We start from the raw sequence: 19,681 nt of genomic DNA on the forward strand, positions 1-19,681 counted from the left end.
AGCTTGTGGGTTCCTACAGGAGCACGGCGGGGACGGGGCACGAGAGGCGTCAGGGCTACTCGTTGGTGAATTCCTCGACCACCGTCGCACCGAGTTCGCGGACGATCAGCTCGTGGCCGGACAACGCGTTCTCGTCCAGGTCCGGGTCGTCGTCCTCCGGGATGTCGTCCTCGACCGAGACCGGCGGGCGGGCCGGGGCGGGCGCCGGGGCCGGTGCGGGGGCGGACCGAGCCGGGGCCGGGGAAGGTGCGGAGGTCGCTGTCGGCGGGGTGGGGGACGCGGCCGGGGCGGGGGCGGCGGCCTGGGTCGGGGGCTGGGGCTGGGGCTGGGGGTAGCCGCCCCCGTAGCTCCCGCCTCCGCCTCCGCCTCCGGGGTTGCCGTAGCCACCGCCGTTGCCGTAGCCGCCGCTGTTCCCGTAACCGCCGCCGGAGGCGGGGGGTGCCGGAGGGCCTCCGGCACTGTCGACGACCGCTTCGACCTTCCAGTTCACGCTGAACTGTTCGGTCAGGGCGGCGCGCAGGACGTCCTCGCTGCCGCTGCTCACGAAGTTGTCCCGAGCGCCGGCGTTGACGAAGCCGAGCTGGAGTGTGGTCCCGTCGAACCCTGTGACCTGCGCGTTCTGGCTCAGCAGGATCCAGGTGAAGCGGCGCTTGTTCTTCACCGCCTCCAGGATGTTCGGCCAGAGGGTACGGGGGTCCAGGCCGCCGGCCGGGGCTGCCTGCGCGGGTGCGGCGGGCTGGGCCGGGGCGTGCTGCTGCGGCGCGGCTGTCGCGGGGGCGGGCGGCTGGGCGGACCCGGTGGACGCGGCCGTGGGCCAGCCGCCGGGCCGGCGGGCGCCGCCTCCTCCGCCCGCCGGGGCGGCGGTGGGCCAGGCGCCGGGGGCGGCGGGGGCGGGTTCCGGGGCGGGAGCGGGGGCCGGAGCCGGAGCTGGGGCCGGAGCCGGGGACGACGGCTGAGCTGCGACGGGAGCCTGCACCGGGGCCTGCATTGGGGCCTGAGCCGGGGCCGGGGCCTGAGCCGCGGCCTGAGCCGGGGTCTCCGGAGCGGTGCCGCGTACGGCGGCGCGGGCCGCGGCGGGCCCACCGCCCGGAGCGACGGGAGCGTGCGCGTCCGGCCCGGGAACGTACGCCATGGCGGGGCCGGGCCCCTGCCCACCCGGTGTGAAGACGCCGCCGCGCTCGATGCGGTCGAGGCGGGCCATCACGGAACGGGCGTCGTCGTACGCGGCGGGCAGCAGCACGCGCGCGCAGATCAGCTCGAGCTGGAGGCGCGGCGAGTTGGCGCCGCGCATCTCGGTCAGGCCCTCGTTGACCAGGTCGGCGGCGCGGCTGAGCTCGGCGGCGCCGAACGTGGAGGCCTGCGCCTGCATCCGCTCGACCACATCGGCGGGGGCGTCGATGAGCCCCTTCTCGGCGGCGTCCGGAACGGCGGCGAGGATGACGAGGTCCCGCAACCGCTCGAGCAGATCGGTGACGAACCGACGCGGATCGTTGCCGCCCTCGATGACATGGTCCACGACCTCGAAGGCGGCGGCCCCGTCCCCGGTGGCGAAGGCCTCGACGACGGAGTCGAGCAGCGAGCCGTCCGTGTAACCCAGCAGGGACGTCGCCATGGCGTACGTCACACCGTCCTCACCAGCACCGGCGAGCAACTGGTCCATCACGGACATCGAGTCACGCACGGACCCGGCCCCGGCGCGCACAACGAGCGGCAGCACGCCCTCCTCGACGCGGCTGTCCTCCTTGCCACAGACCTCGCCCAGGTACTCGCGGAGCGTCCCCGGCGGCACGAGCCGGAACGGATAGTGGTGCGTACGCGACCGGATCGTCCCGATGACCTTCTCGGGCTCGGTGGTCGCGAAGATGAACTTGAGGTGCTCGGGCGGCTCCTCGACGACCTTGAGCAGGGCGTTGAAACCCGCCGACGTGACCATGTGGGCCTCGTCGATGATGTAGATCTTGTAACGACTGGAGGCCGGCCCGAAGAATGCCTTCTCGCGCAGGTCACGGGCGTCGTCCACACCACCGTGCGAAGCGGCGTCGATCTCGATGACGTCGATCGAACCCGGCCCGTTGCGCGCGAGGTCCTGACAGGACTGGCACTCGCCGCACGGGGTGGGCGTAGGGCCCTGCTCGCAGTTCAGGCAGCGGGCCAGGATGCGCGCACTGGTCGTCTTGCCGCAGCCGCGCGGACCACTGAACAGGTACGCGTGATTGACCCGGTTGTTCCGCAGCGCCTGCTGCAACGGGTCGGTTACATGTTCCTGCCCGATGACCTCGGCGAACGACTCCGGGCGATAACGGCGGTACAGCGCGAGAGACGACACATCTACGAGGTTATAGGCGCCCACTGACAACCGGCCCCGCCCCGGCCCGGCCCCTGAGAACACATGCGCCGGGAACGCAGACGCCCCCCACGCACCCGCCAGAGCCAACCTACCCTTGCTGCCTTCCGGCCCTGGGGGAGTTCAGTCAGATAGCGCCACGTGAGGGGCTGCGCCCAGAGTACATGCTCCGGGGCCTTGGAACGAGTTCCCTCCGGGCCAGAGGAACGGGTTCGCGAGCACCCTCAAACGTCTTGTATTGTTTGCCGCGGAGGATTCGCCTAGTGGCCTAGGGCGCACGCTTGGAAAGCGTGTTGGGGGCAACCCCTCACGAGTTCGAATCTCGTATCCTCCGCCAGTGCCTCACCGGGCACTAACGTCGAAGGGCCCCACTGTTCGCGGTGGGGCCCTTCGCCGTTGTCCGTCTCAATTCTTGTCTCAGCCGACTTGTTCCTCGGTGCCGGGCAGCATCCGGAGCACTCTCCGACTTGCTGGGCGACCTTGCGGAGCATGGTCGCCTTTCACACGCATGCAGCGGGTCAGGAGCACGGTGGCGGGCCCCTGCCAGCGTTCTTCGACGTCGCCGCCCGCACCCACCGATAATCGGTGGATCACTTCACATCACCGCCGGGAGAACCCATGACCGACAGCAAGAACATCAACAATCCCGTGGGCCAGGGCGGCGGCCAGCGCAAGAAGCAGTCCCGCGCCGAACTGCGGAACAACGGTCCGTACCGCAACCTCGACCGCCGGCGTGCGGCCGACCAGAAGGCGGAGCTGGTGCGCAAGATGCGCGAGAAGACAGGCTCGGCCGAGGGCACCGGGCAGGCGGGCGACGACACCGCACAGAGCTGACGTATCACTGCCGCGGGGCTACGGATCAGGTGCTGGCGCCGGCCCGTAGCCCTTCCATCGCGGGAGCGGGGAAGCGGATCTGCCGGTAGTGGGGCGATGACGGGTCGGCGTGGACGAGGAGGGCGTCCGCGTCGCCCTCCTCGATGCCGTTGACCGTCAGCCCCGGGGAGAGACGGACGCCGTGCGGCCTGGGGAGCACTGTGCTGGGCCACGGTTCGGATTCGCTCTTCAATTGCCGCTGGTCCGCTGGCCCTTCGCTCACGGGCTGCCGACTGCACCCCCGGGCCCGCGGCCCCCGGGGGTTAACCCCACCTCCAAAACCCCAAGTCCCCCCATGTCCCCGCCCCTTCCCGGACGGGACGCTGTACCCATGACCTCGACGACGACCCTGACGACGACCTCCACGACGCATCCCGCGCCGCGGCAAGCCCCCGCCGCTTTCTGGCGTGCCCCCTTCGCCCGTTCCACGTACCGCGAGATCGGGCACACGCTGACCTCGTTGCCCGTGGCGATCGCGGGGTTCGTCTTCTCCGTGACGATGGTCGCCCTCGGGATGAGCACCCTGGTCGTCTGGGTCGGGCTGCCCGTGCTCGCGGGGGCGCTGGCCGGGGCCCGTGGGCTCGGCACCGCCGAACGGAACCGGGCCCGCGCCCTCCTCGCCCTCGACGTCCCCGGCCCGCGGAGCGACCCCGCGCCCGGTCTGCGCGGCAGGCTCACGGACGCCGCCGGGTGGAAGGCGCTGCTGTTCCACACGGTGATGTTCCCGTGGCGGGTGCTGTCGTTCGTCGTGTCCGTGACGTTTCTGGTCACCGGGTGGGCCGTCGCGCTGTTCCCGACGTACTCCTGGGTGTTCCACCGCTACCTGGACTGGCCCGGGTACCGCGTCTACGACTTCACGACCGACGCGGGCGCGCACCACGCCTACTACATCGAGTCGCCCGCGCAGGTCGCCGGCGTCTCGGCGATCGGGTTCGTCCTCGTGTTCCTGACGCCGCTGCTCGTGCGCGGGCTCACCAACGTCGACCGCGTCGCGATCCGCTCACTGCTGTCCCGCTGAGCGGTTCCGCGTGAGTACCGGGCGCAGCGCGTCAAGGACGGTCGCGTCGTCGACCGTCGACGGCACCGGTTCGTCGAGTCCGTCCGCGATGCCCCGCATGGTCCTGCGCAGGATCTTCCCGGACCTCGTCTTCGGCAGCGCGGCGACCACCGTGACCTCCCTGAGCGAGGCGACGGCGCCGATCCGGTCCCGTACGAGCGCGATCAGCTCCGCCTCCACGGCGCCCGGGTCCGCCTCCGCGCCCGCCTTCAGGACCACGAGGCCCCTCGGCACCTGCCCCTTCAGCGCGTCCGCCACGCCGATCACCGCGCACTCGGCGACCGCGGGGTGGGCGGCCAGGACCTCCTCCATGGCGCCGGTGGACAGGCGGTGGCCCGCGACGTTGATGACGTCGTCGGTGCGGCCCATGACGAAGACGTAGCCGTCCTTGTCGATGTGGCCGCCGTCTCCGGTCAGGTAGTACCCGTCGTACGCGGAGAGGTAGGAGGCGACGAAACGCTCGTCGTCGTTCCAGAGGGTGGGCAGCGAGCCCGGCGGCATCGGGAGTTTCACCACGATCGCTCCGTCCTCGCCCGTCGGCGCCTCCTTGCCGGACGCGTCCAGGACCCGTACGTCCCAGCCGGGGAGCGGGTACGTGGCCGAGCCCGGTTTCACGGGCGCCGCCTCGATGCCCACCGGGTTGGCGACGATCGGCCAGCCGGTCTCGGTCTGCCACCAGTGGTCGACGACCGGGATGCGCAGCAGGTCGCTCGCCCAGTGGTACGTCTCCGGGTCGAGGCGCTCCCCGGCGAGGAAGAGGTGGGTGAGGCGGCCGAGGTCGTAGCGCCGAGCGAGCTCTCCCTCCGGGTCCACCTTCTTGATCGCCCGGAACGCGGTCGGCGCCGTGAACAGCGCTTTCACCCCGTACGCCTCGGCGACCCGCCAGAACTGGCCCGCGTCCGGCGTCCCGACCGGCTTTCCCTCGTACAGCACGGTCGTCGCGCCCGCGAGGAGCGGGCCGTAGACGATGTAGGAGTGGCCGACGACCCAGCCCACGTCCGACGCGGTGAACATCACCTCGCCCGGCCCGACGTCGTACACGGCCTTCATGGACCAGCGCAGCGCGACCGCGTAGCCGCCGCAGTCGCGCACGACACCCTTCGGCTTTCCGGTGGTTCCGGAGGTGTAGAGGATGTAGAGCGGGTCGGTGGCCGCGACGGGCACGGGCTCCGCCGGGCTGTCGGCCGCCGCGCGCATCGCCTCCCGCCAGTCGATGTCCCGCGGGCCCAGGTCGGCTTCCGCCTGCGGGCGTTGCAGGATCACGCACGCCTCGGGCTTGTGGGTCGCCAGCTCCACCGCCCGGTCCAGGAGCGGCTTGTACGGGACCACGCGGGACCCCTCGATCCCGCAGGACGCCGAGACGACGACCTTCGGCGCCGCGTCGTCGATGCGCACGGCCAGTTCGGGCGCCGCGAACCCGCCGAACACCACGGAGTGCACCGCCCCGATCCGCGCGCACGCCAGCATCGCGACGACCGCCTCCGGCACCATCGGCATGTAGAGGACGACGCGGTCGCCGTGCCCGACCCCGAGCCGGACGAGCGCCCCGGCGAACGTGGCGACGTCGGCCGTCAGTTCGGCGTAGGTGTACGTGCGTCGCGTGCCCGTCACCGGCGAGTCGTGGATCAGCGCGGCCTGCTCCCCGCGCCCCGCGGCCACGTGCCGGTCGAGGGCGTTGTGGCAGACGTTCAGGCGTCCGTCCGGGAACCACCGGCCAAACGGCGCCCGCCCCGCGTCCAGCGCCCGCGCGGGCGCCACGTCCCAGTCGATCGCCCCGGCGGCGGCCAGCCAGAACCTCTCGGGGTCCTGCGTACTCGCGCGGAAGACTTCCTCGTACGACGTCATCGGCCCGCCCTTCGTCCAGTTTCGTTCAGCGCCTGGAGAGACGGGAACACGATCCGGTCAGGCCATCACCGCGGTCAACAGCACCACCGCGTCCGTCAGTGCGAGCAGCCCGTGGCGTTCCTGCGGGATGGCGCGGAGTTCGTTCTGGGCGAGTTCCGCGTCGCCGGAGACCGCGGTCAGGCGGACGCGGCCGCGCAGGACGAGGAGGGTGGCGGCCTGCGGGGTGTTGTGCTCCTCCAGGGCGCTGCCCTCGGTCAGCGCGATGACGCTCTGGCGCAGGGGGTCCTCGCGGACGAGCACTTCGGCGCTGCGGCCGTGCGCGTCGCGGTGGGCGGCGGCCAGGTGCTCGTCGGCCAGGGCGGGAAGGTCGTACGTCGTCGTCATGGGCCCAGCGTGGACCGGGCGGGCGCGGAGCGCGACGTGGCGTCAGCCGATCGGTTCAGGCCGCACCGGGCGGCGTCCCGGGCAGTTCTCGTCCACCGTGTCCGCGAACGCCCTGGCCGGCGGGGAGAGCGCGGACCAGCGGCGGACCGCCCAGCCGACCCGGAGCGGGGGGAGGGAGGGGACCGGGAGCAGGGTCAGGGGCGTGTGGGGCGGGGTGCGCAGGCCCGGGAGGTCGGGGACCAGGGCGTGGCCCAGGCCCAGTTCGGCCAGGTGGACCGCGGTGTCCCAGTCGGCGATCCCGGTGCCGGAGGCGGGGCCCTTGCCGAGGCCGAGGTCGGTGAAGTGGCTGTCGAGGTGGGCGCGGGACGTCGCGTGCGCGGGCGGGAGGATCAGCTGGGCGGAGGCGCCCAGGTCCTCGGGGGTGGCCGTCGCCTTCGCCGCCAGGGGGTCGTCCTCGCTCACCGCCAGGACCCAGGGCAGCTCCACGACGGGACGCAGTTCGACGCCGCGCTCCGGCGGGCCCATGGTGATCCAGGCCAGGTCGAGGTCGTGCGCGGCGAGCGCCTCGAAGCAGCTGCGGCTGGAGCTGACCGTCTGGAACTCCAGGCTGACCTGCGGGTGCGTGCGGCGGAACGCGACGATCGCCGCCGCCATGAAGTGACGTACGGACGTGGCGCCGGTCGCCACCCGCACCGAGCCGCTCTCGCCGCGCGACAAGTCGTCGAGGCGGCGCAGCGCCTGGTCGAGGGCGCCAAGGCCGTCCGCCGCGGCGGCGCGCAGGATGCGGCCCGCGGGGGTGGGCACGACCCCGCGCGCGTGCCGCTCGACGAGGCCGGTGCCGACCTCCTTCTCCAGCCGTTTGACGTGCTGGCTGACCGCGGACTGCGTGCAGGACAGCTCGCGGGCGACGGCGCTGAGACTGCCCGCACGGCAGACGGCGACGAAGACGCGGAGGTCGTCGAGGGTCATGGCAGCCAAGGTATCGCTTGGGGGTGTGCAAGACGACCCGAGGATTGACTTGGGGTGGCGGCCGGAGCACGATCGATTCCGGGTCGATCCAAGGGCGGCAACCCGTCGCGGAGTTCGCGAACTTCCGTCGGGTGCCGACCCGTACCCCCGCCGGGTGCGTCCCGTCGCGGGCCGTCGAACAGTGCCGGAGGGCTCGTGGACGTCATGGAGGCCGTGGCCATCGGCGGAGCGGGGATCGCCGCGGGGGGTATGAACGCCGTCGTGGGGTCCGGGACCCTGATCACCTTTCCCACGCTGCTCGCCTTCGGGTACCCGGCGGTCCTCGCCAACGTCTCCAACAACGTCGGGCTCGTGCCGGGCGTGCTCAGCGCCGCCTACGGCTACCGGCGCGAACTGCGCGGCCAGCGCCGCCGTCTCGTGCGGTTCGGCGCCGCCTCCCTGCTCGGCGGGCTCGTGGGCGCGCTGCTCCTGCTGCGCCTCCCGGACGCCGCGTTCCGCGCCATCGTGCCCGTGCTGATCCTGACCGCCTGCGTCCTCGTCCTGCTCCAGCCGCGCCTGAACCGCTGGATGAGGAACCGGCGGCAGGAAGACGCCCGCGCCGACGGCGGTGTCCCGATGTGGCTCGGCGTCCTCGGCACCGGCGTCTACGGCGGTTACTTCGGCGCGGCCCAGGGCGTTCTGCTCATGGGCATGTTCGGCGCCGTGCTCCGCGACGACCTGCAGCGTCTGAACGCCGCCAAGAACGTCCTCGCCTCGCTGGTCAACGGCGTCGCCGCGGTCGTCTTCGTCATCGCCGCCGACATCGACTGGACGGTGGCCGCGCTGATCGCCGCCGGGTCCACGGCGGGCGGCCTGCTCGGCGCCCGGCTCGGCCGCCGGCTGCCGCCGGCCGCGATGCGCGCGGTCATCGTCACGGTCGGCGTGACGGCCTCGGTGCTCCTGATCGCGCGCCCATGAACGCGCCTTTGGGCTAGCGGCTGTAGAACCCCAGCCGGGCTCGCTTCTCCGCCAGCTTCACGTCCGGCAGGTCGATCTCCGGAAGCACGATCTCCCCGCTGAACTCGAAGCCCGCGCGCCGCAGCAGCGCGATCGCCTTGTCGTTGCGCGCGTCCGGCTCCACCACGAGCCGCTTGCGGCCCAGGCCGTCGAGCCCGTACGAGATGAACACGCGCGCCAGCGCCTCGGTGAACCCGTGCACGGCGCCTTCCTTCCCGGCCGGGCCGACCAGCAGATGCACGCCGAGGTCGCCGTCGCGCGCCTCGTAGCACTCGCTGACCCGGTCGGCCTCGGGCTCGTACGTCTGGAACAGCGCGACGGGTGTGCCGTCGAGCCGGACGAGCCAGGCGTGGTGCGTGGTGAGGGAGTCGAGGTGCGCGTAGATCTCGCGTACGTCCTCCCGGCCGAGGCCCGTCATGCCCCAGAACCGGGCCCGCTCCTCGCTCACCCAGGCGTGCAGTACGTCGATGTCGGCGCCGGCCGGGTCGAGGCGCGTGATCCGGAACGTGCCGAGCCCCTCGACGGTCTCCTCGTACGCGACGCCCGTCGCGGGCAGGGCTCCGGTCACGGGGCGCGGCTCCTCGATCAGGCGGTCGAAATCGGTGACGACGGGCGCCAGTTCGCCGCGCAGCCACAGCGGCAGCTGGTCCCGGTGGTGTGCGGAGCCGGAGACCCCGGACGCGCCGAGCGGCACGATCCAGCGGCTGTCGTCGCGCCGTGCGAGGTCCCACACGTAGCGGGCGGCGGGCCCGCGCGCGCTGAGGTCGGTCAGGCCGGGCACGCTCGACGTCGACAGGACGCAGTCGTGATCGCCGTCGAGGGCCGGCCATACGGTGTCCGGGTCGGGCAGCGCCTGCCAGGGCGCGAGCCGGTGGAGTTCGCCCCAGGTGGTGTCGGGGTCGTCCGCTCCTTCCTCGACCGCTTCGCGGACGGCCGCGAGGCGGTCCTCGTAGGGGAGCAGGTCGTCGGCCAGCAGGTGTTCCAGGGCGAAGGCGATCCGCGGCACGAGCGCCAGCCAGGGCCGGAACACCTCCGGACAGGCGGGGGTGAGGCCGGCGAGGGGCGCGAACCGTTCGTGCTCGGCGAGACGCCGCACCACGCGCGAGCGCACGCGCGCGTAGGCGGCCGCCCGCACACTGCCCGCCACCATCCGGCGGTCCCAGTTGAGCAGGCGCTCGCGCAGGCCGGCCGCCGCCGGGGAGAGGTTGTCGAGCCGCGCCACCAGCTCAAGGAGGGGCTTGCAGGAGGCCAGTTCCGTGTCGGTGTGCACGCGGCTCATGTCCTCGGCCTGCCAGGACGCCCGCTCGTCGAGCAGTTCGCGGATGCGCCGTGCACGGTGGGGCGGGGCGAACTCGACGCCGAGGGGGGCGGCGAGCGAGCGCTCGTTGGCCATGACGGCGACACCCTCGACCCCGGCGCGCGGCAGGGGCTCGTGCCGCCCTTGCCACGCGTACCGCTCCTCCCAGGCGGGCACCACGCGCAGCATGTTCTCCGGATCGCGTACGGGGACGGTGCCCGCGACGCGGTGCAGCAGGCCGCCCCCGGTGTCGGCGGCGAGGACGACGTTGACCGGCTCGGCCCAGCGGTCGAAGGCGCGGTCGACGTCGGCGACGGTGCGGGCGCGGAGCAGGCCGGGAAGCGCGGAGAACCCGAGGTCCTCGTAGACGCGCGCGGGCTGGCGCAGGCTGATGCCCTCGCCACCGTCATGGTCGGGGCCGCCGATGACGACGACCCCGCGCTCGGTCTCGACGACCTCGACGCCGTCCTCCGTGTGCGCGTGAGCGGCCTGCCAGCCGTCGGGGCCGTACGCCTCCACGCCGCCGTCCGCCGTGCGCCGCAGCCGCTCGCGGTAGAGGTCCTGGTAGTCGGCCATGGCGTTGGTGATCGCCCAGGCGACCGGACCGGCGTGCCCGAAGTGGCCGATACCGGGGACGCCGGGGACGGCGAGGCCGACCACGTCGAACTCGGGGCAGGCGAGCCGGATCTGCTGGTAGACGCCCGGGTCCTCGATGAACCGGTGCGGGTCCCCGGCGATCAGCGCGCCGCCGCCGGTGGCGCGGGCCGCGTCGACGAGCCAGCCGTTGCTCCCAGAGGTGGCGGGCCCGTCGGTGGCGAACAGGGCGACGGTGTCCGCGCCGAGCCGCCGCACGACCTCGTCCCGCCACAGCTTGGCGGGGAACCCGGCGAACAGTACGTGCGTCGACAGCCACACCCCGAGCGGGGTCCACGGCTCCCAGTGGCCGGGCGCGACACCGGCGCGCGCGAACTCCGGTGCGTCGGCGCCGCGTTCGCGCAGCCCGTGGTTGACGCCGTCGACGTAGGCGCCGACCCACGCGCGCGTGTCCCCTTCCAGGGCGTCGTAGCAGCGCCGCGCGGTGTCGGCGAGCCGGGCCTGGCGCGCGAACACGTCCCAGGCGCGGGCGTCGGGGCCGAGCGGCCGGGCGGAGGTGCCGAGCAGCCGGTGCCGCTCGGTCTCCAGCTGCCAGGCACGGTCGACGGCGGTCACGTATCCCTGCGCGTACGCGAGCGACGAGGCGTCCTCCGCCCGCAGGTGCGGGATTCCCCACGCGTCCCGGAAGACCTCGAAGTCCGCCACGCCCGTTGCGCCGATGACGGTCACGGTCACGCGTCCTCCACTCGCTCTCCACGATTCGTTAGGGGACCCTAACCTAATTCGCACTGGAGTCGGAGAAGTGGACCGATGAGGACCGGCCAATTCCGGGCCGCCGTCAAAGCGGCGCGCCGCGCTTAGCCCATGAGGACGGATCTGGCGGCTTCGACGCAGGTCACGGCCGGACCCGGGGGACAAGACCCCGTATGAGCGCCGCCATGTCCGTCCCGAACGCCGGGACGACCGCGGGCCCGTGCCCCCGGCGGGAACGGGCCGGAACCGGCGCGCCGCTCTTCGTACGCCTGCTCGTCCCTCTGCTTGCTCCTCTGCTCGTCCCTCTGCTCGTCCTCGTGCTCGCCGCGCTGGTCACGCCGCTCGCCGCGACGCCCGCGCAGACCGCGGCCCCGCCCCCGGCCGCCGCGTCCTCCCTCGAACCCGGCGAACTCCACCAGGACGCCCCCGAGGCGACCCTGCGCCGCCCGACCGGCCACCCGACGCGGCGCCCCGCGGACCGGCGCCCGCGCCCGTACGTGCCGGCGTCCCTGGCCACCGGCCCCGCCGAACACCTCACGCCCCCGTCCCACCGCGCCCTGCGCACCGTCGTCCTGCGCTGCTGACGGTCACCGGCCCCGGCCGTCCAGAAGGGTCACCGGCCCGTCCAGAAGGGTCACCGGCCCCGGCCGCCCCGCACCGAACGCACCGCACGCACCGCACGACCTCCGCAGGACACGGAAGGACACCCCCGCATGCCCAAGGACCCGTACGCGCTGCTGCGCGCCCTCGTACGCGCGGAAGCGACCCGCGACAACCGCGCCCGAAAGGTGCCGCCGCGGGAGAGGACCGCCCCGCCCCCGGCGAGCCCGCGCCGCGCGCAAGCCGCTCCGCACGACCAGAACGACCGCTGAAGGAACGGCGGGGGAGGCGGGACGACCACAGGGGAGAAGCCCCTCCCACCTCCACCCGTCAACGCCGCGCTCACCGCTCCCCCGGACGAGCCCTTGCCCTCCGGCCCCGGGCGCCGGAGACTGCGGCCCGCACGGCGACAGCGCCCGCGGCGCCTGATTCCGGCCCTGTCCCGGGCGGCCGCCCTCCCGGTTCACACCGTTTACTGCGGGTATCTACCAGACTCGTCCTGCGTCTCCATGGCTGCGCCCGGCGAGCCCGGCCCGGTAGGCTTTCCGTGTGATCTTCAAGCGCATCGGAAACGGCCGGCCGTACCCCGACCACGGCCGGGAAAGCACCCGGCAGTGGGCGGATGTCGCGCCGCGCCCGGTCCGCCTCGATCAGCTGGTGACGACCAAGGGCCAGCTCGACCTCGAAACGCTGCTCGCCGAGGACTCCACGTTCTACGGCGACCTCTTCGCACACGTCGTGAAGTGGCAGGGCGACCTCTATCTGGAGGACGGCCTGCACCGCGCGGTGCGCGCCGCGCTCCAGCAGCGCCAGGTGCTGCACGCCCGCGTCCTCGAACTGGGCTGAGAACCGGGCTGAGAACCGGGCTGAGAGCCAGGCCGAGAACCGGGCCGACGCGCCCCGGCTGTCCAGTGACCGGGCGCACATTGGCCCTTTTGGGTTGCCCTGCCCCCCGAGCGGTGATCATTTAATAGGCATCACCGCCGCACGGCATTACGCTGCGCTCATGAGCATGCTCACTCCCCCCGGCATGGGCGGTAAGTACCGCATCACGGGGGACAAGTACCCCCGGATGCGCCGCGGTCGCCCGCGCGGCAGGATCGTGCTCGCCGTCGTCGCGTCCGTCGCCGTGCTCGGTCTGATCGGCTGGGGATCGCTCCAACTGGTCGACGTCTTCACCGGCGGCGGCACGGCCAAGGCCGCGGGCGCCGCCCCCGCCGACTGCACGAAACGGCCGGAAGCCTCCGCCTCGTCCACCGCGTCCGCGGGCAGGAAGCCGCCCGCCCCGAAGCAGATCAAGGTGAACGTCCTGAACGCCACGGCGCGCGGCGGCCTGGCGAAGAAGACCGCCGACGAGCTGAAGAAGCGCGGCTTCTCCATCGGCGACGTGGGCAACGCGACGAAGGAGTACGACAAGAAGGTCAAGGGCGTCGGACTGCTGCTCGGCGCCGAGGCGGCGACCGACGCGGCGCTCCCGGTGCTCGGCACGCAGCTGACCGGCGCCGAGCAGAAGACCGACACCCGCGCCAAGCCCACCGAGGTCGACCTGATCATCGGCACCGCTTTCAAGTCCCTCGCGACGAAGCCGGCGGCGGACAGGGCCCTGGCGGCCCTGAACGCCCCGAAACCCGCACCGTCGTCATCACCGGCCTGCTCGTAGAGGGGCGCGGGAACAGCGCGGGCGACCACGAAAAAGCCGCGGACGCATCGGCCCGGTCATGGGCCGGACGCGTCCGCGGCTTTCTGGTCTGTACGGGACGGGGCCCGCTATTCAGCGGCCCCGTACATACGGTCGCCCGCGTCGCCGAGACCCGGCACGATGTACCCGTTCTCGTTGAGCCGCTCGTCGACCGACGCGGTCACCACGGTCACCGGCGTCCCCGCCAGCTCCCGCTCCATGATCTCGACACCCTCCGGCGCGGCGAGCAGCACCACGGCGGTGACGTCGTCCGCGCCGCGCTTGATGAGCTCCTGGATCGCCGCGACGAGCGTGCCGCCCGTGGCGAGCATCGGGTCCAGGACGTAGACCTGACGGCCGGACAGGTCGTCCGGCATCCGGGTGGCGTACGTGGAGGCCTGCAGCGTCTCCTCGTCGCGCACCATGCCGAGGAAGCCGACCTCGGCGGTCGGCAGCAGCCGGACCATGCCGTCCAGCATGCCGAGACCGGCGCGCAGGATCGGCACCACCAGGGGGCGCGGGTGCGACAGCTTGACACCGGTCGTCCGCGCGACGGGGGTGTCGATGTCGACCTGCTCGGTGCGCACGTCCCGGGTCGCCTCGTACGCGAGCAGGGTGACCAGCTCGTCGGCGAGGCGCCGGAAGGTCGGGGAATCGGTGCGCTTGTCGCGCAGCGTGGTGAGTTTGTGCGCCACCAGCGGGTGGTCGACGACGTGGATCCGCATGTCCTCAACAGTAACCGGGGCCCAGGACCGGGGCTCCCCCGCGCGGTGGCATCAACAGCGGTGACCGGGGGAAAGTGGAGGGAACGCGAGGGACTGGGGTGGTGGTGCGGCGATGCCCGACGAGGAGCGGCAGGGGCGGCCCGAGGTGCGGGCGGCGCCCGGGGGGCCCGCGGAGTCGGACGCCGAACGCAGGCGCAGGCGCGCCGTGTTCCTGCGCGAACTGACCGAGGCGCGCGAGCTGCGCGCCCGGGTCCAGCCGCGACGCGCGCGGGCCGCACGGATGCGCCGCCAGATGCGGATGCGCACGTTTCGCTGGTGACGCCCGCGTTTCGCCGGTGACACACAGGTGACGTACAGGTGACCGGCCTCACACCGGACACTCCCGATCGGGGTGCGACGCCAACACAGCGCGCGGAAGACCTCTCTTGGAGCCCGACTTTCTGCCACGATTCCGAGTGGGCGGGGCTTGAACTGCACTCCCCGCCTCCAAGCTCCGCCGGGGGGATCCCCGACCGGCACCTGAGACCAGTGGGAGAGTCACGGTGTACTTCGCCGCACTGCTCGCGCGCACCGAAGACGGGTGGGAAGCGAGCGACACAGAGCTCGACGACGTGGAGACCTTGTCGGACCTGTCCGATCTGGCCCGCGAGGCGTTGGCAGCGGCCGACGCCGAGGACGACACCGTCCTCGTCTTCATCGAACAGGAGGACGCGTGGTTCGGCGTCGTCCGGGTGGACGGCGAGGACGACCCTCGCATCTTCATCTCGGACGCGGCGGCCGCCGCCCGCAGCAGCTATGGCGAGATCCTGCTCACCGATGAGCTGCTGGGCAAGGATCCGGACGCCGCCGACGACGATCTGGACGCCCTCGACCTGGACGGCACGGAGGACGGCGAGTCCAGGGCGGCCGACGGCGAGGACGGGGACGAGGCGAGCGGTGGCGCGGGCGACGAGGTCGTGCCCGCCGGACCGCTCGGCGACACCGAGATCCTCGCCGACCTGGGCTTCCCCGAGAAGGAGCTGCTCGCCCTCGACGGGACGGACGCGCTCAGCGAGATCGCGGACGTGCTCGGGGCGGCGGAGGTGCTCGAGACGGTGCGCTGAGCGGAGGGGGCCGCCGGCCGGGGTTACATTCCTGCCCGTGACACCCCCTGACTCCCCTGAGTCCCCTGAGCCCCTCAAGTCCTCCGAGTCTCCCGAGTTCGATCCCGTACGAGACCCCTGGCGGCCGGTGATGCGGCAGGCCCTGGCCGAGGCCGGGCTCGCCGCGGCGGCCGGTGACGTACCGGTCGGCGCCGTGCTGCTGGCCCCGGACGGGACGACCGTGCTGGCCACCGCGCACAACGAGCGCGAGCTGACCGGTGACCCCACCGCCCACGCCGAAGTCCTCGCGATCCGGCGGGCGGCGCGGGTGCTCGGCGAGTGGCGGCTGACCGGCTGCACGCTCGTCGTCACCCTCGAACCGTGCACCATGTGCGCGGGCGCCATCGTCCAGTCCCGGCTCGACCGCGTCGTCTACGGAGCCCGCGACGAGAAGGCCGGGGCGGCCGGTTCGCTGTGGGACGTGATCCGCGACCGGCGCCTCAACCACCGCCCCGAAGTCGTGGCCGAGGTCCTCGCCCGGGAGTGCGCCGAACCCCTCACGCGCTTCTTCCGCGAAACGGATTTCAGACCTGGCCCCACCTTGGGCTAGAGTTCCTCTCGGTAGCGTGTCCGAGCGGCCGAAGGAGCTCGCCTCGAAAGCGAGTGTGGGGAAACTCACCGAGGGTTCAAATCCCTCCGCTACCGCTGACAACGCCCCTCTTCCACGGGTTTCCGAGGAAGAGGGGCGTTCTGCATGTCCTGCACAGGTTCTGTGGATGTTGGTTCTCGTGTTCCTCGGTGTGAACAAGTGACCGAGATAGACTCGCGCCCGGCAACAGGGCGCGGGCATGGGGAGGCCGAACGTAGTGCAGCCGAAGAAGATAGGTCTGTTCGTCGTGGTCGTCTTCGTGCTCTACGTGGTCATCACCGACCCCGCCAAGGCCGCCGACTACGTCCAGATAGGGTTCGAGGGCGTCTCGACCGCCGCGCAGTCCGTCGGCGACTTCATGACCTGGGTCGCCAACGGCGGCAAGTAGGCGAAGCAGCCCGGCCCCTTCAGGTCCCTCAGGGAGAGCACAGCCGTGATCCGCCACCTGGTCCTGTTCAAGCTCGACGACGGTGTGAGCCGTGACGAACCGCGCGTCGTCGAGGGCGTCGAAGCCTTCCGCGCGCTCGGCGCTCAGATCCCCGAGCTGACGTTCTGGGAGTGCGACTGGAACATCACCGACCGCCCCATCGCGTACGACTTCGCGATCAACTCGGCGGTCGAGGACACCGACGCCCTGAAGCGGTACCTCGAACACCCCGCGCACCAGGCGGGCGTGGCCCTGTGGCGCGAGTTCGCCACGTGGGTGATCGCCGACTACGAGTTCTGAGCCCACAGAGCCGGCCTGTACGGCCAAACGGCCCTCCGCTGCGACAGCGGGGGGCTTTTTCACGTCCTCATCCGGAACCGTCTCAACTTGCCCTGCAACACGTAGTTATAAGGTGCTTGCACACAGTGCTCATGTGTTGTGATGCTATGACCGCTTTTGATCAATGAGTTGACGGATGAGCTGACGCACACAGCTGACAGATACAGCTGACGAAACAGAGGTGGGGTTGACCGTGCCGGCCAGTACTGCGCCTCAGGCACCGCCCGCGAAGTCCACGCGCGGTGCCGACACACGGGCCCTCACACAGGTCCTCTTCGCACAGCTCAAGAACCTCCCGCCGGGCAGCCCCGAGCACTCCCGGGTGCGCGGCGCGCTCATCGAGGCCAACCTGCCGCTCGTGCGGTACGCGGCGGCCCGCTTCCGCAGCCGGAACGAACCGATGGAGGACGTCGTCCAGGTCGGCACGATCGGGCTCATCAACGCCATCGACCGGTTCGACCCGGAGCGCGGCGTGCAGTTCCCGACCTTCGCCATGCCGACCGTGGTCGGCGAGATCAAGCGGTACTTCCGCGACAACGTACGGACCGTGCACGTGCCGCGCCGCCTGCACGAGCTGTGGGTCCAGGTGAACGCCGCGAGCGAGGACCTGACCACCGCCTTCGGCCGCTCCCCCACCACCGGTGAGATCGCCGAGCGGCTTCGCATCCCCGAGGACGAGGTGCTCGCCTGCATCGAGGCCGGGCGCTCGTACCACGCGACGTCCCTGGAGGCCGCGCAGGAGGGCGACGGCATGCCCGGACTCCTCGACCGGCTCGGCTACGAGGACCCCGAACTCGACGGCGTCGAACACCGCGACCTCGTCCGGCACCTCCTGGTCCAGCTCCCCGAGCGCGAGCAGCGGATCCTGCTCCTGCGCTACTACAACAACCTGACCCAGTCGCAGATCAGCGCCGAACTGGGTGTCTCCCAGATGCATGTGTCAAGGCTCCTCGCCCGCAGCTTCGCGCGACTTCGATCCGCAAACAGGATCGACGCGTAGCTGGAACGGGTAGACCCACCGAGCGGGGTTTTTCCGACAGAAACCCCGTCCACTTTGGCCACACCCCCTGCCTCCTGCGGCGATTCGTCCCTTCCATGTCGACATGTCACTACAGCGTGTTGCCGACATGTGACATTCTGCTGGAACGGCGTTTGGCGCGGCTCCACGTCCGGTATTCAGGTGGAGGCTGCGCTCTTACCTGACGGGAGCGTCCGCCGCGACCGTCCGCGACCTCAAGGGGGTGGCATGTCCGCAGACCAGGGCAGCTCGAAGGTGCTCACGCTCCCGCCCGGTGTGTCCGATGACGCGAGTGCGTCCACGACCACCGCGCCGATCGACTCCCCTCCCGCAGAGGCGGCGGAGGTGACGGAGGCGCCGGAGCAGGCCGTGTCCTCGGTGTCATCGGCATCCATCGACACCCGGACCCTGTCCCGCTCCCTGTTCCTGCGCCTGGCCGCGCTCGACGAGCACAGCCCCGAGCGGGCCTACGTCCGCGACACCCTCATCGAGCTGAACCTGCCGCTCGTGCGGTACGCGGCGGCCCGCTTCCGCAGCCGCAACGAGCCGATGGAGGACATCGTCCAGGTCGGCACGATCGGCCTGATCAAGGCGATCGACCGGTTCGACTGCGAGCGTGGCGTCGAGTTCCCGACCTTCGCCATGCCGACCGTCGTCGGCGAGATCAAGCGCTTCTTCCGGGACACGTCCTGGTCGGTGCGGGTGCCCCGGCGCCTCCAGGAGCTGCGGCTCGCGCTCACCAAGGCGTCCGACGAGCTCGCGCAGAAGCTGGACCGCTCGCCCACCGTCCCCGAACTCGCCGCGGTGCTCGGCGTCTCGGAGGAGGACGTGGTCGACGGCCTGGCGGTGGGGAACGCGTACACGGCGTCCTCCCTCGACTCCCCGGCCCCCGAGGACGACGGCGGCGAGGGCTCCCTCGCGGACCGGCTCGGCTACGAGGACACGGCGCTCGAGGGCGTCGAGTACCGGGAGTCGCTCAAGCCGCTCCTCGCCAAGCTGCCGCCGCGCGAGCGCCGGATCATCATGCTGCGGTTCTTCGCGAACATGACGCAGTCGCAGATCGGCGAGGAGGTCGGCATCTCGCAGATGCACGTCTCCCGGCTGCTCACACGGACCCTGGCACAGCTGCGTGACGGCCTGATCGCGGACTGACGCCGCACCCTTCCCAATTGACGGGTCGTCAGACACACTGGCGCGATGGTGCGGACGTGGATGCGAGGGCGTCGTGGGGCCGCAGTAGGTGCCGGATGCGCCGCCGTGGCCTGTCTCGGCGCTGTCGCCGCCTTCGGCGGGGGCGCCGGACCCGACGGTTACGTCGCCGTGGGCACGGCCGGCGGCAAGCAGTCGCCGGGCACCGCGCCCAGCGGTGAGGTCCGGCTCGTACCGCTGGACCCGGACGGGACCGAGCCGCCCCGGCAGCCGCCCACCGGGTCACCGGACTCACCGGACACGGAGGAGTCCGCCTCGGCCGAAGGCGGGGCTACGGGGTCCAGGGCGTCCGGCGACGGATCAGCGGGCCGGGACCGCGGCTCGGCCCCGGGGCCGGACACCGCCCGGGGCACCGGCCGAGGCGGCGCCGGCAGCGGCACCCGTACAGGCGCCGGAACCGGCTCCGGATCTGGTGCCGGCTCCGGTACTGGCGCCGGCTCTGCACAAGGCACGAGAACACCCGCCCCACCCGGAACCTCGGCCCCGGGCACCCCCTCCGCGCCGGCCACCGCGGGGCCCGCCGCGCTCAAGGTCGGCGAGCCCGTCCTGCAGGGCGCCGACAAGCGCTGGTGCCAGAAGGTGACGCTCGCGCTGCGCAACTCCGGTGGCAGCGCGGTGCGTGCGGGCACGGTGACGTTCAGGACGCACATCATCGGCTCGCTCGGGGTCGACTGGGCGACGGTCGAGTCCACGGAAAAACTCCCCGTGCCCATCGGCGCCGGGGAGGAGAAGAAGAAGACGTGGACCGTGTGTGTGGAGTCCTGGCGGGTCCCGCTGGGGATGCACATCGAGACCCGCGACGTCTCCGTCGACTGGGAATAAGAGGTCGGCCGGAAGGTAGG

At 72.1% G+C, this 19,681-nt stretch carries 22 protein-coding genes, 2 tRNA genes and 1 other RNA gene; 17 read left to right on the forward strand and 8 right to left on the reverse strand.

The genetic code is table 11. The features are described 5' to 3' along the window. Nucleotides 1-55: 55 nt before the first annotated feature. Nucleotides 56-2,326, reverse strand: a complete 2,271-nt coding sequence (locus ACH4RC_RS34440; protein ID WP_398207868.1) for a DNA polymerase III subunit gamma and tau — start codon at nt 2,324-2,326, stop codon at nt 56-58. A gap of 75 nt (nt 2,327-2,401) precedes the next feature. Further along, nucleotides 2,402-2,498: signal recognition particle sRNA small type (gene ffs / locus ACH4RC_RS34445), an RNA gene on the reverse strand. Nucleotides 2,499-2,593: 95 nt separating this feature from the next. Between ffs and ACH4RC_RS34450 the strand changes: the two genes are divergently transcribed. Continuing rightward, nucleotides 2,594-2,681 (forward strand) — tRNA-Ser (locus ACH4RC_RS34450). A 281-nt stretch (nt 2,682-2,962) separates the two neighbouring features. Then, a complete protein-coding gene (locus ACH4RC_RS34455) occupies nt 2,963-3,178 on the forward strand; it encodes a DUF6243 family protein (RefSeq protein WP_398207870.1) in 216 nt (71 codons plus the stop codon). Between the two features lie 25 nt (nt 3,179-3,203). On the opposite strand, the gene ACH4RC_RS34460 is transcribed toward ACH4RC_RS34455, so the two are convergent. Next, a complete protein-coding gene (locus tag ACH4RC_RS34460; RefSeq protein ID WP_398207872.1) occupies nt 3,204-3,410 on the reverse strand; it encodes a hypothetical protein in 207 nt (68 codons plus the stop codon). A 138-nt stretch (nt 3,411-3,548) separates the two neighbouring features. Between ACH4RC_RS34460 and ACH4RC_RS34465 the strand changes: the two genes are divergently transcribed. Next, on the forward strand, nt 3,549-4,235 hold the full coding sequence (locus ACH4RC_RS34465) for a sensor domain-containing protein (RefSeq protein ID WP_398207873.1): 687 nt from the start codon (nt 3,549-3,551) through the stop codon (nt 4,233-4,235). On the opposite strand, the gene ACH4RC_RS34470 is transcribed toward ACH4RC_RS34465, so the two are convergent. From ACH4RC_RS34470 to ACH4RC_RS34480, 3 genes are read right to left on the reverse strand one after another with little or no spacing between them, the layout of a single operon-like run. Then, on the reverse strand, nt 4,218-6,119 hold the full coding sequence (locus ACH4RC_RS34470) for a propionyl-CoA synthetase (RefSeq protein ID WP_398207874.1): 1,902 nt from the start codon (nt 6,117-6,119) through the stop codon (nt 4,218-4,220). The genes ACH4RC_RS34465 and ACH4RC_RS34470 overlap by 18 nt on opposite strands. A gap of 57 nt (nt 6,120-6,176) precedes the next feature. Then, nucleotides 6,177-6,503, reverse strand: a complete 327-nt coding sequence (locus tag ACH4RC_RS34475) for a cupin (protein ID WP_398207875.1) — start codon at nt 6,501-6,503, stop codon at nt 6,177-6,179. Nucleotides 6,504-6,545: 42 nt separating this feature from the next. After that, complete coding sequence (locus ACH4RC_RS34480; RefSeq protein ID WP_398207877.1) at nt 6,546-7,472, reverse strand: LysR family transcriptional regulator; 927 nt, start codon at nt 7,470-7,472, stop codon at nt 6,546-6,548. A gap of 204 nt (nt 7,473-7,676) precedes the next feature. On the opposite strand from ACH4RC_RS34480, the gene ACH4RC_RS34485 reads away from it, so the two are divergent. Beyond that, complete coding sequence (locus tag ACH4RC_RS34485) at nt 7,677-8,429, forward strand: sulfite exporter TauE/SafE family protein (protein WP_398207953.1); 753 nt, start codon at nt 7,677-7,679, stop codon at nt 8,427-8,429. Between the two features lie 13 nt (nt 8,430-8,442). Here ACH4RC_RS34485 and ACH4RC_RS34490 read toward each other — a convergent pair whose 3' ends face one another. Next, on the reverse strand, nt 8,443-11,094 hold the full coding sequence (locus ACH4RC_RS34490; protein ID WP_398207879.1) for a GNAT family N-acetyltransferase: 2,652 nt from the start codon (nt 11,092-11,094) through the stop codon (nt 8,443-8,445). Between the two features lie 203 nt (nt 11,095-11,297). Between ACH4RC_RS34490 and ACH4RC_RS34495 the strand changes: the two genes are divergently transcribed. The 4 genes from ACH4RC_RS34495 (at nt 11,298) to ACH4RC_RS34510 (ending at nt 13,372) form a co-directional block, all read left to right on the forward strand. After that, on the forward strand, nt 11,298-11,696 hold the full coding sequence (locus ACH4RC_RS34495; RefSeq protein ID WP_398207880.1) for a hypothetical protein: 399 nt from the start codon (nt 11,298-11,300) through the stop codon (nt 11,694-11,696). 129 nt (nt 11,697-11,825) lie between these two features. Next, entirely contained in the window at nt 11,826-11,984 is a 159-nt protein-coding gene (locus ACH4RC_RS34500) for a hypothetical protein (protein ID WP_398207882.1), read from the forward strand. 277 nt (nt 11,985-12,261) lie between these two features. Continuing rightward, on the forward strand, nt 12,262-12,558 hold the full coding sequence (locus tag ACH4RC_RS34505; protein WP_003955420.1) for a type II toxin-antitoxin system VapB family antitoxin: 297 nt from the start codon (nt 12,262-12,264) through the stop codon (nt 12,556-12,558). A 160-nt stretch (nt 12,559-12,718) separates the two neighbouring features. Continuing rightward, nucleotides 12,719-13,372 (forward strand): LytR C-terminal domain-containing protein, encoded by a 654-nt coding sequence (locus ACH4RC_RS34510; RefSeq protein WP_398207883.1) that lies wholly within the window; start codon nt 12,719-12,721, stop codon nt 13,370-13,372. Nucleotides 13,373-13,479: 107 nt separating this feature from the next. Here the strand turns inward: ACH4RC_RS34510 and upp are convergent, their stop codons facing one another. Continuing rightward, a complete protein-coding gene (gene upp / locus ACH4RC_RS34515; protein ID WP_398207884.1) occupies nt 13,480-14,115 on the reverse strand; it encodes a uracil phosphoribosyltransferase in 636 nt (211 codons plus the stop codon). Nucleotides 14,116-14,227: 112 nt separating this feature from the next. On the opposite strand from upp, the gene ACH4RC_RS34520 reads away from it, so the two are divergent. The 9 genes from ACH4RC_RS34520 to ACH4RC_RS34560 all read left to right on the forward strand — a co-directional run bounded on the left by ACH4RC_RS34520 (nt 14,228) and on the right by ACH4RC_RS34560 (nt 19,661). Then, a complete protein-coding gene (locus ACH4RC_RS34520) occupies nt 14,228-14,434 on the forward strand; it encodes a hypothetical protein (RefSeq protein ID WP_398207886.1) in 207 nt (68 codons plus the stop codon). Nucleotides 14,435-14,657: 223 nt separating this feature from the next. After that, complete coding sequence (locus tag ACH4RC_RS34525) at nt 14,658-15,218, forward strand: hypothetical protein (protein WP_398207887.1); 561 nt, start codon at nt 14,658-14,660, stop codon at nt 15,216-15,218. A 130-nt stretch (nt 15,219-15,348) separates the two neighbouring features. Then, nucleotides 15,349-15,807 (forward strand): tRNA adenosine(34) deaminase TadA, encoded by a 459-nt coding sequence (gene tadA, locus ACH4RC_RS34530; RefSeq protein ID WP_398207955.1) that lies wholly within the window; start codon nt 15,349-15,351, stop codon nt 15,805-15,807. 10 nt (nt 15,808-15,817) lie between these two features. Continuing rightward, a tRNA-Ser gene (locus tag ACH4RC_RS34535) sits at nt 15,818-15,902 on the forward strand. A gap of 143 nt (nt 15,903-16,045) precedes the next feature. Then, a complete protein-coding gene (locus ACH4RC_RS34540; protein ID WP_398207888.1) occupies nt 16,046-16,234 on the forward strand; it encodes a hypothetical protein in 189 nt (62 codons plus the stop codon). Nucleotides 16,235-16,279: 45 nt separating this feature from the next. After that, a complete protein-coding gene (locus tag ACH4RC_RS34545) occupies nt 16,280-16,573 on the forward strand; it encodes a Dabb family protein (protein WP_398207890.1) in 294 nt (97 codons plus the stop codon). Between the two features lie 220 nt (nt 16,574-16,793). Further along, complete coding sequence (locus ACH4RC_RS34550; protein ID WP_398207891.1) at nt 16,794-17,612, forward strand: RNA polymerase sigma factor SigF; 819 nt, start codon at nt 16,794-16,796, stop codon at nt 17,610-17,612. Nucleotides 17,613-17,858: 246 nt separating this feature from the next. Further along, entirely contained in the window at nt 17,859-18,782 is a 924-nt protein-coding gene (locus tag ACH4RC_RS34555) for an RNA polymerase sigma factor SigF (RefSeq protein WP_398207893.1), read from the forward strand. A gap of 105 nt (nt 18,783-18,887) precedes the next feature. Continuing rightward, complete coding sequence (locus ACH4RC_RS34560) at nt 18,888-19,661, forward strand: hypothetical protein (protein WP_398207894.1); 774 nt, start codon at nt 18,888-18,890, stop codon at nt 19,659-19,661. Nucleotides 19,662-19,681 lie beyond the last annotated feature (20 nt).

The organism is Streptomyces sp. NPDC016845, from assembly GCF_044332585.1.
In the GTDB taxonomy this organism is placed as follows: Bacteria; Actinomycetota; Actinomycetes; order Streptomycetales; family Streptomycetaceae; genus Streptomyces.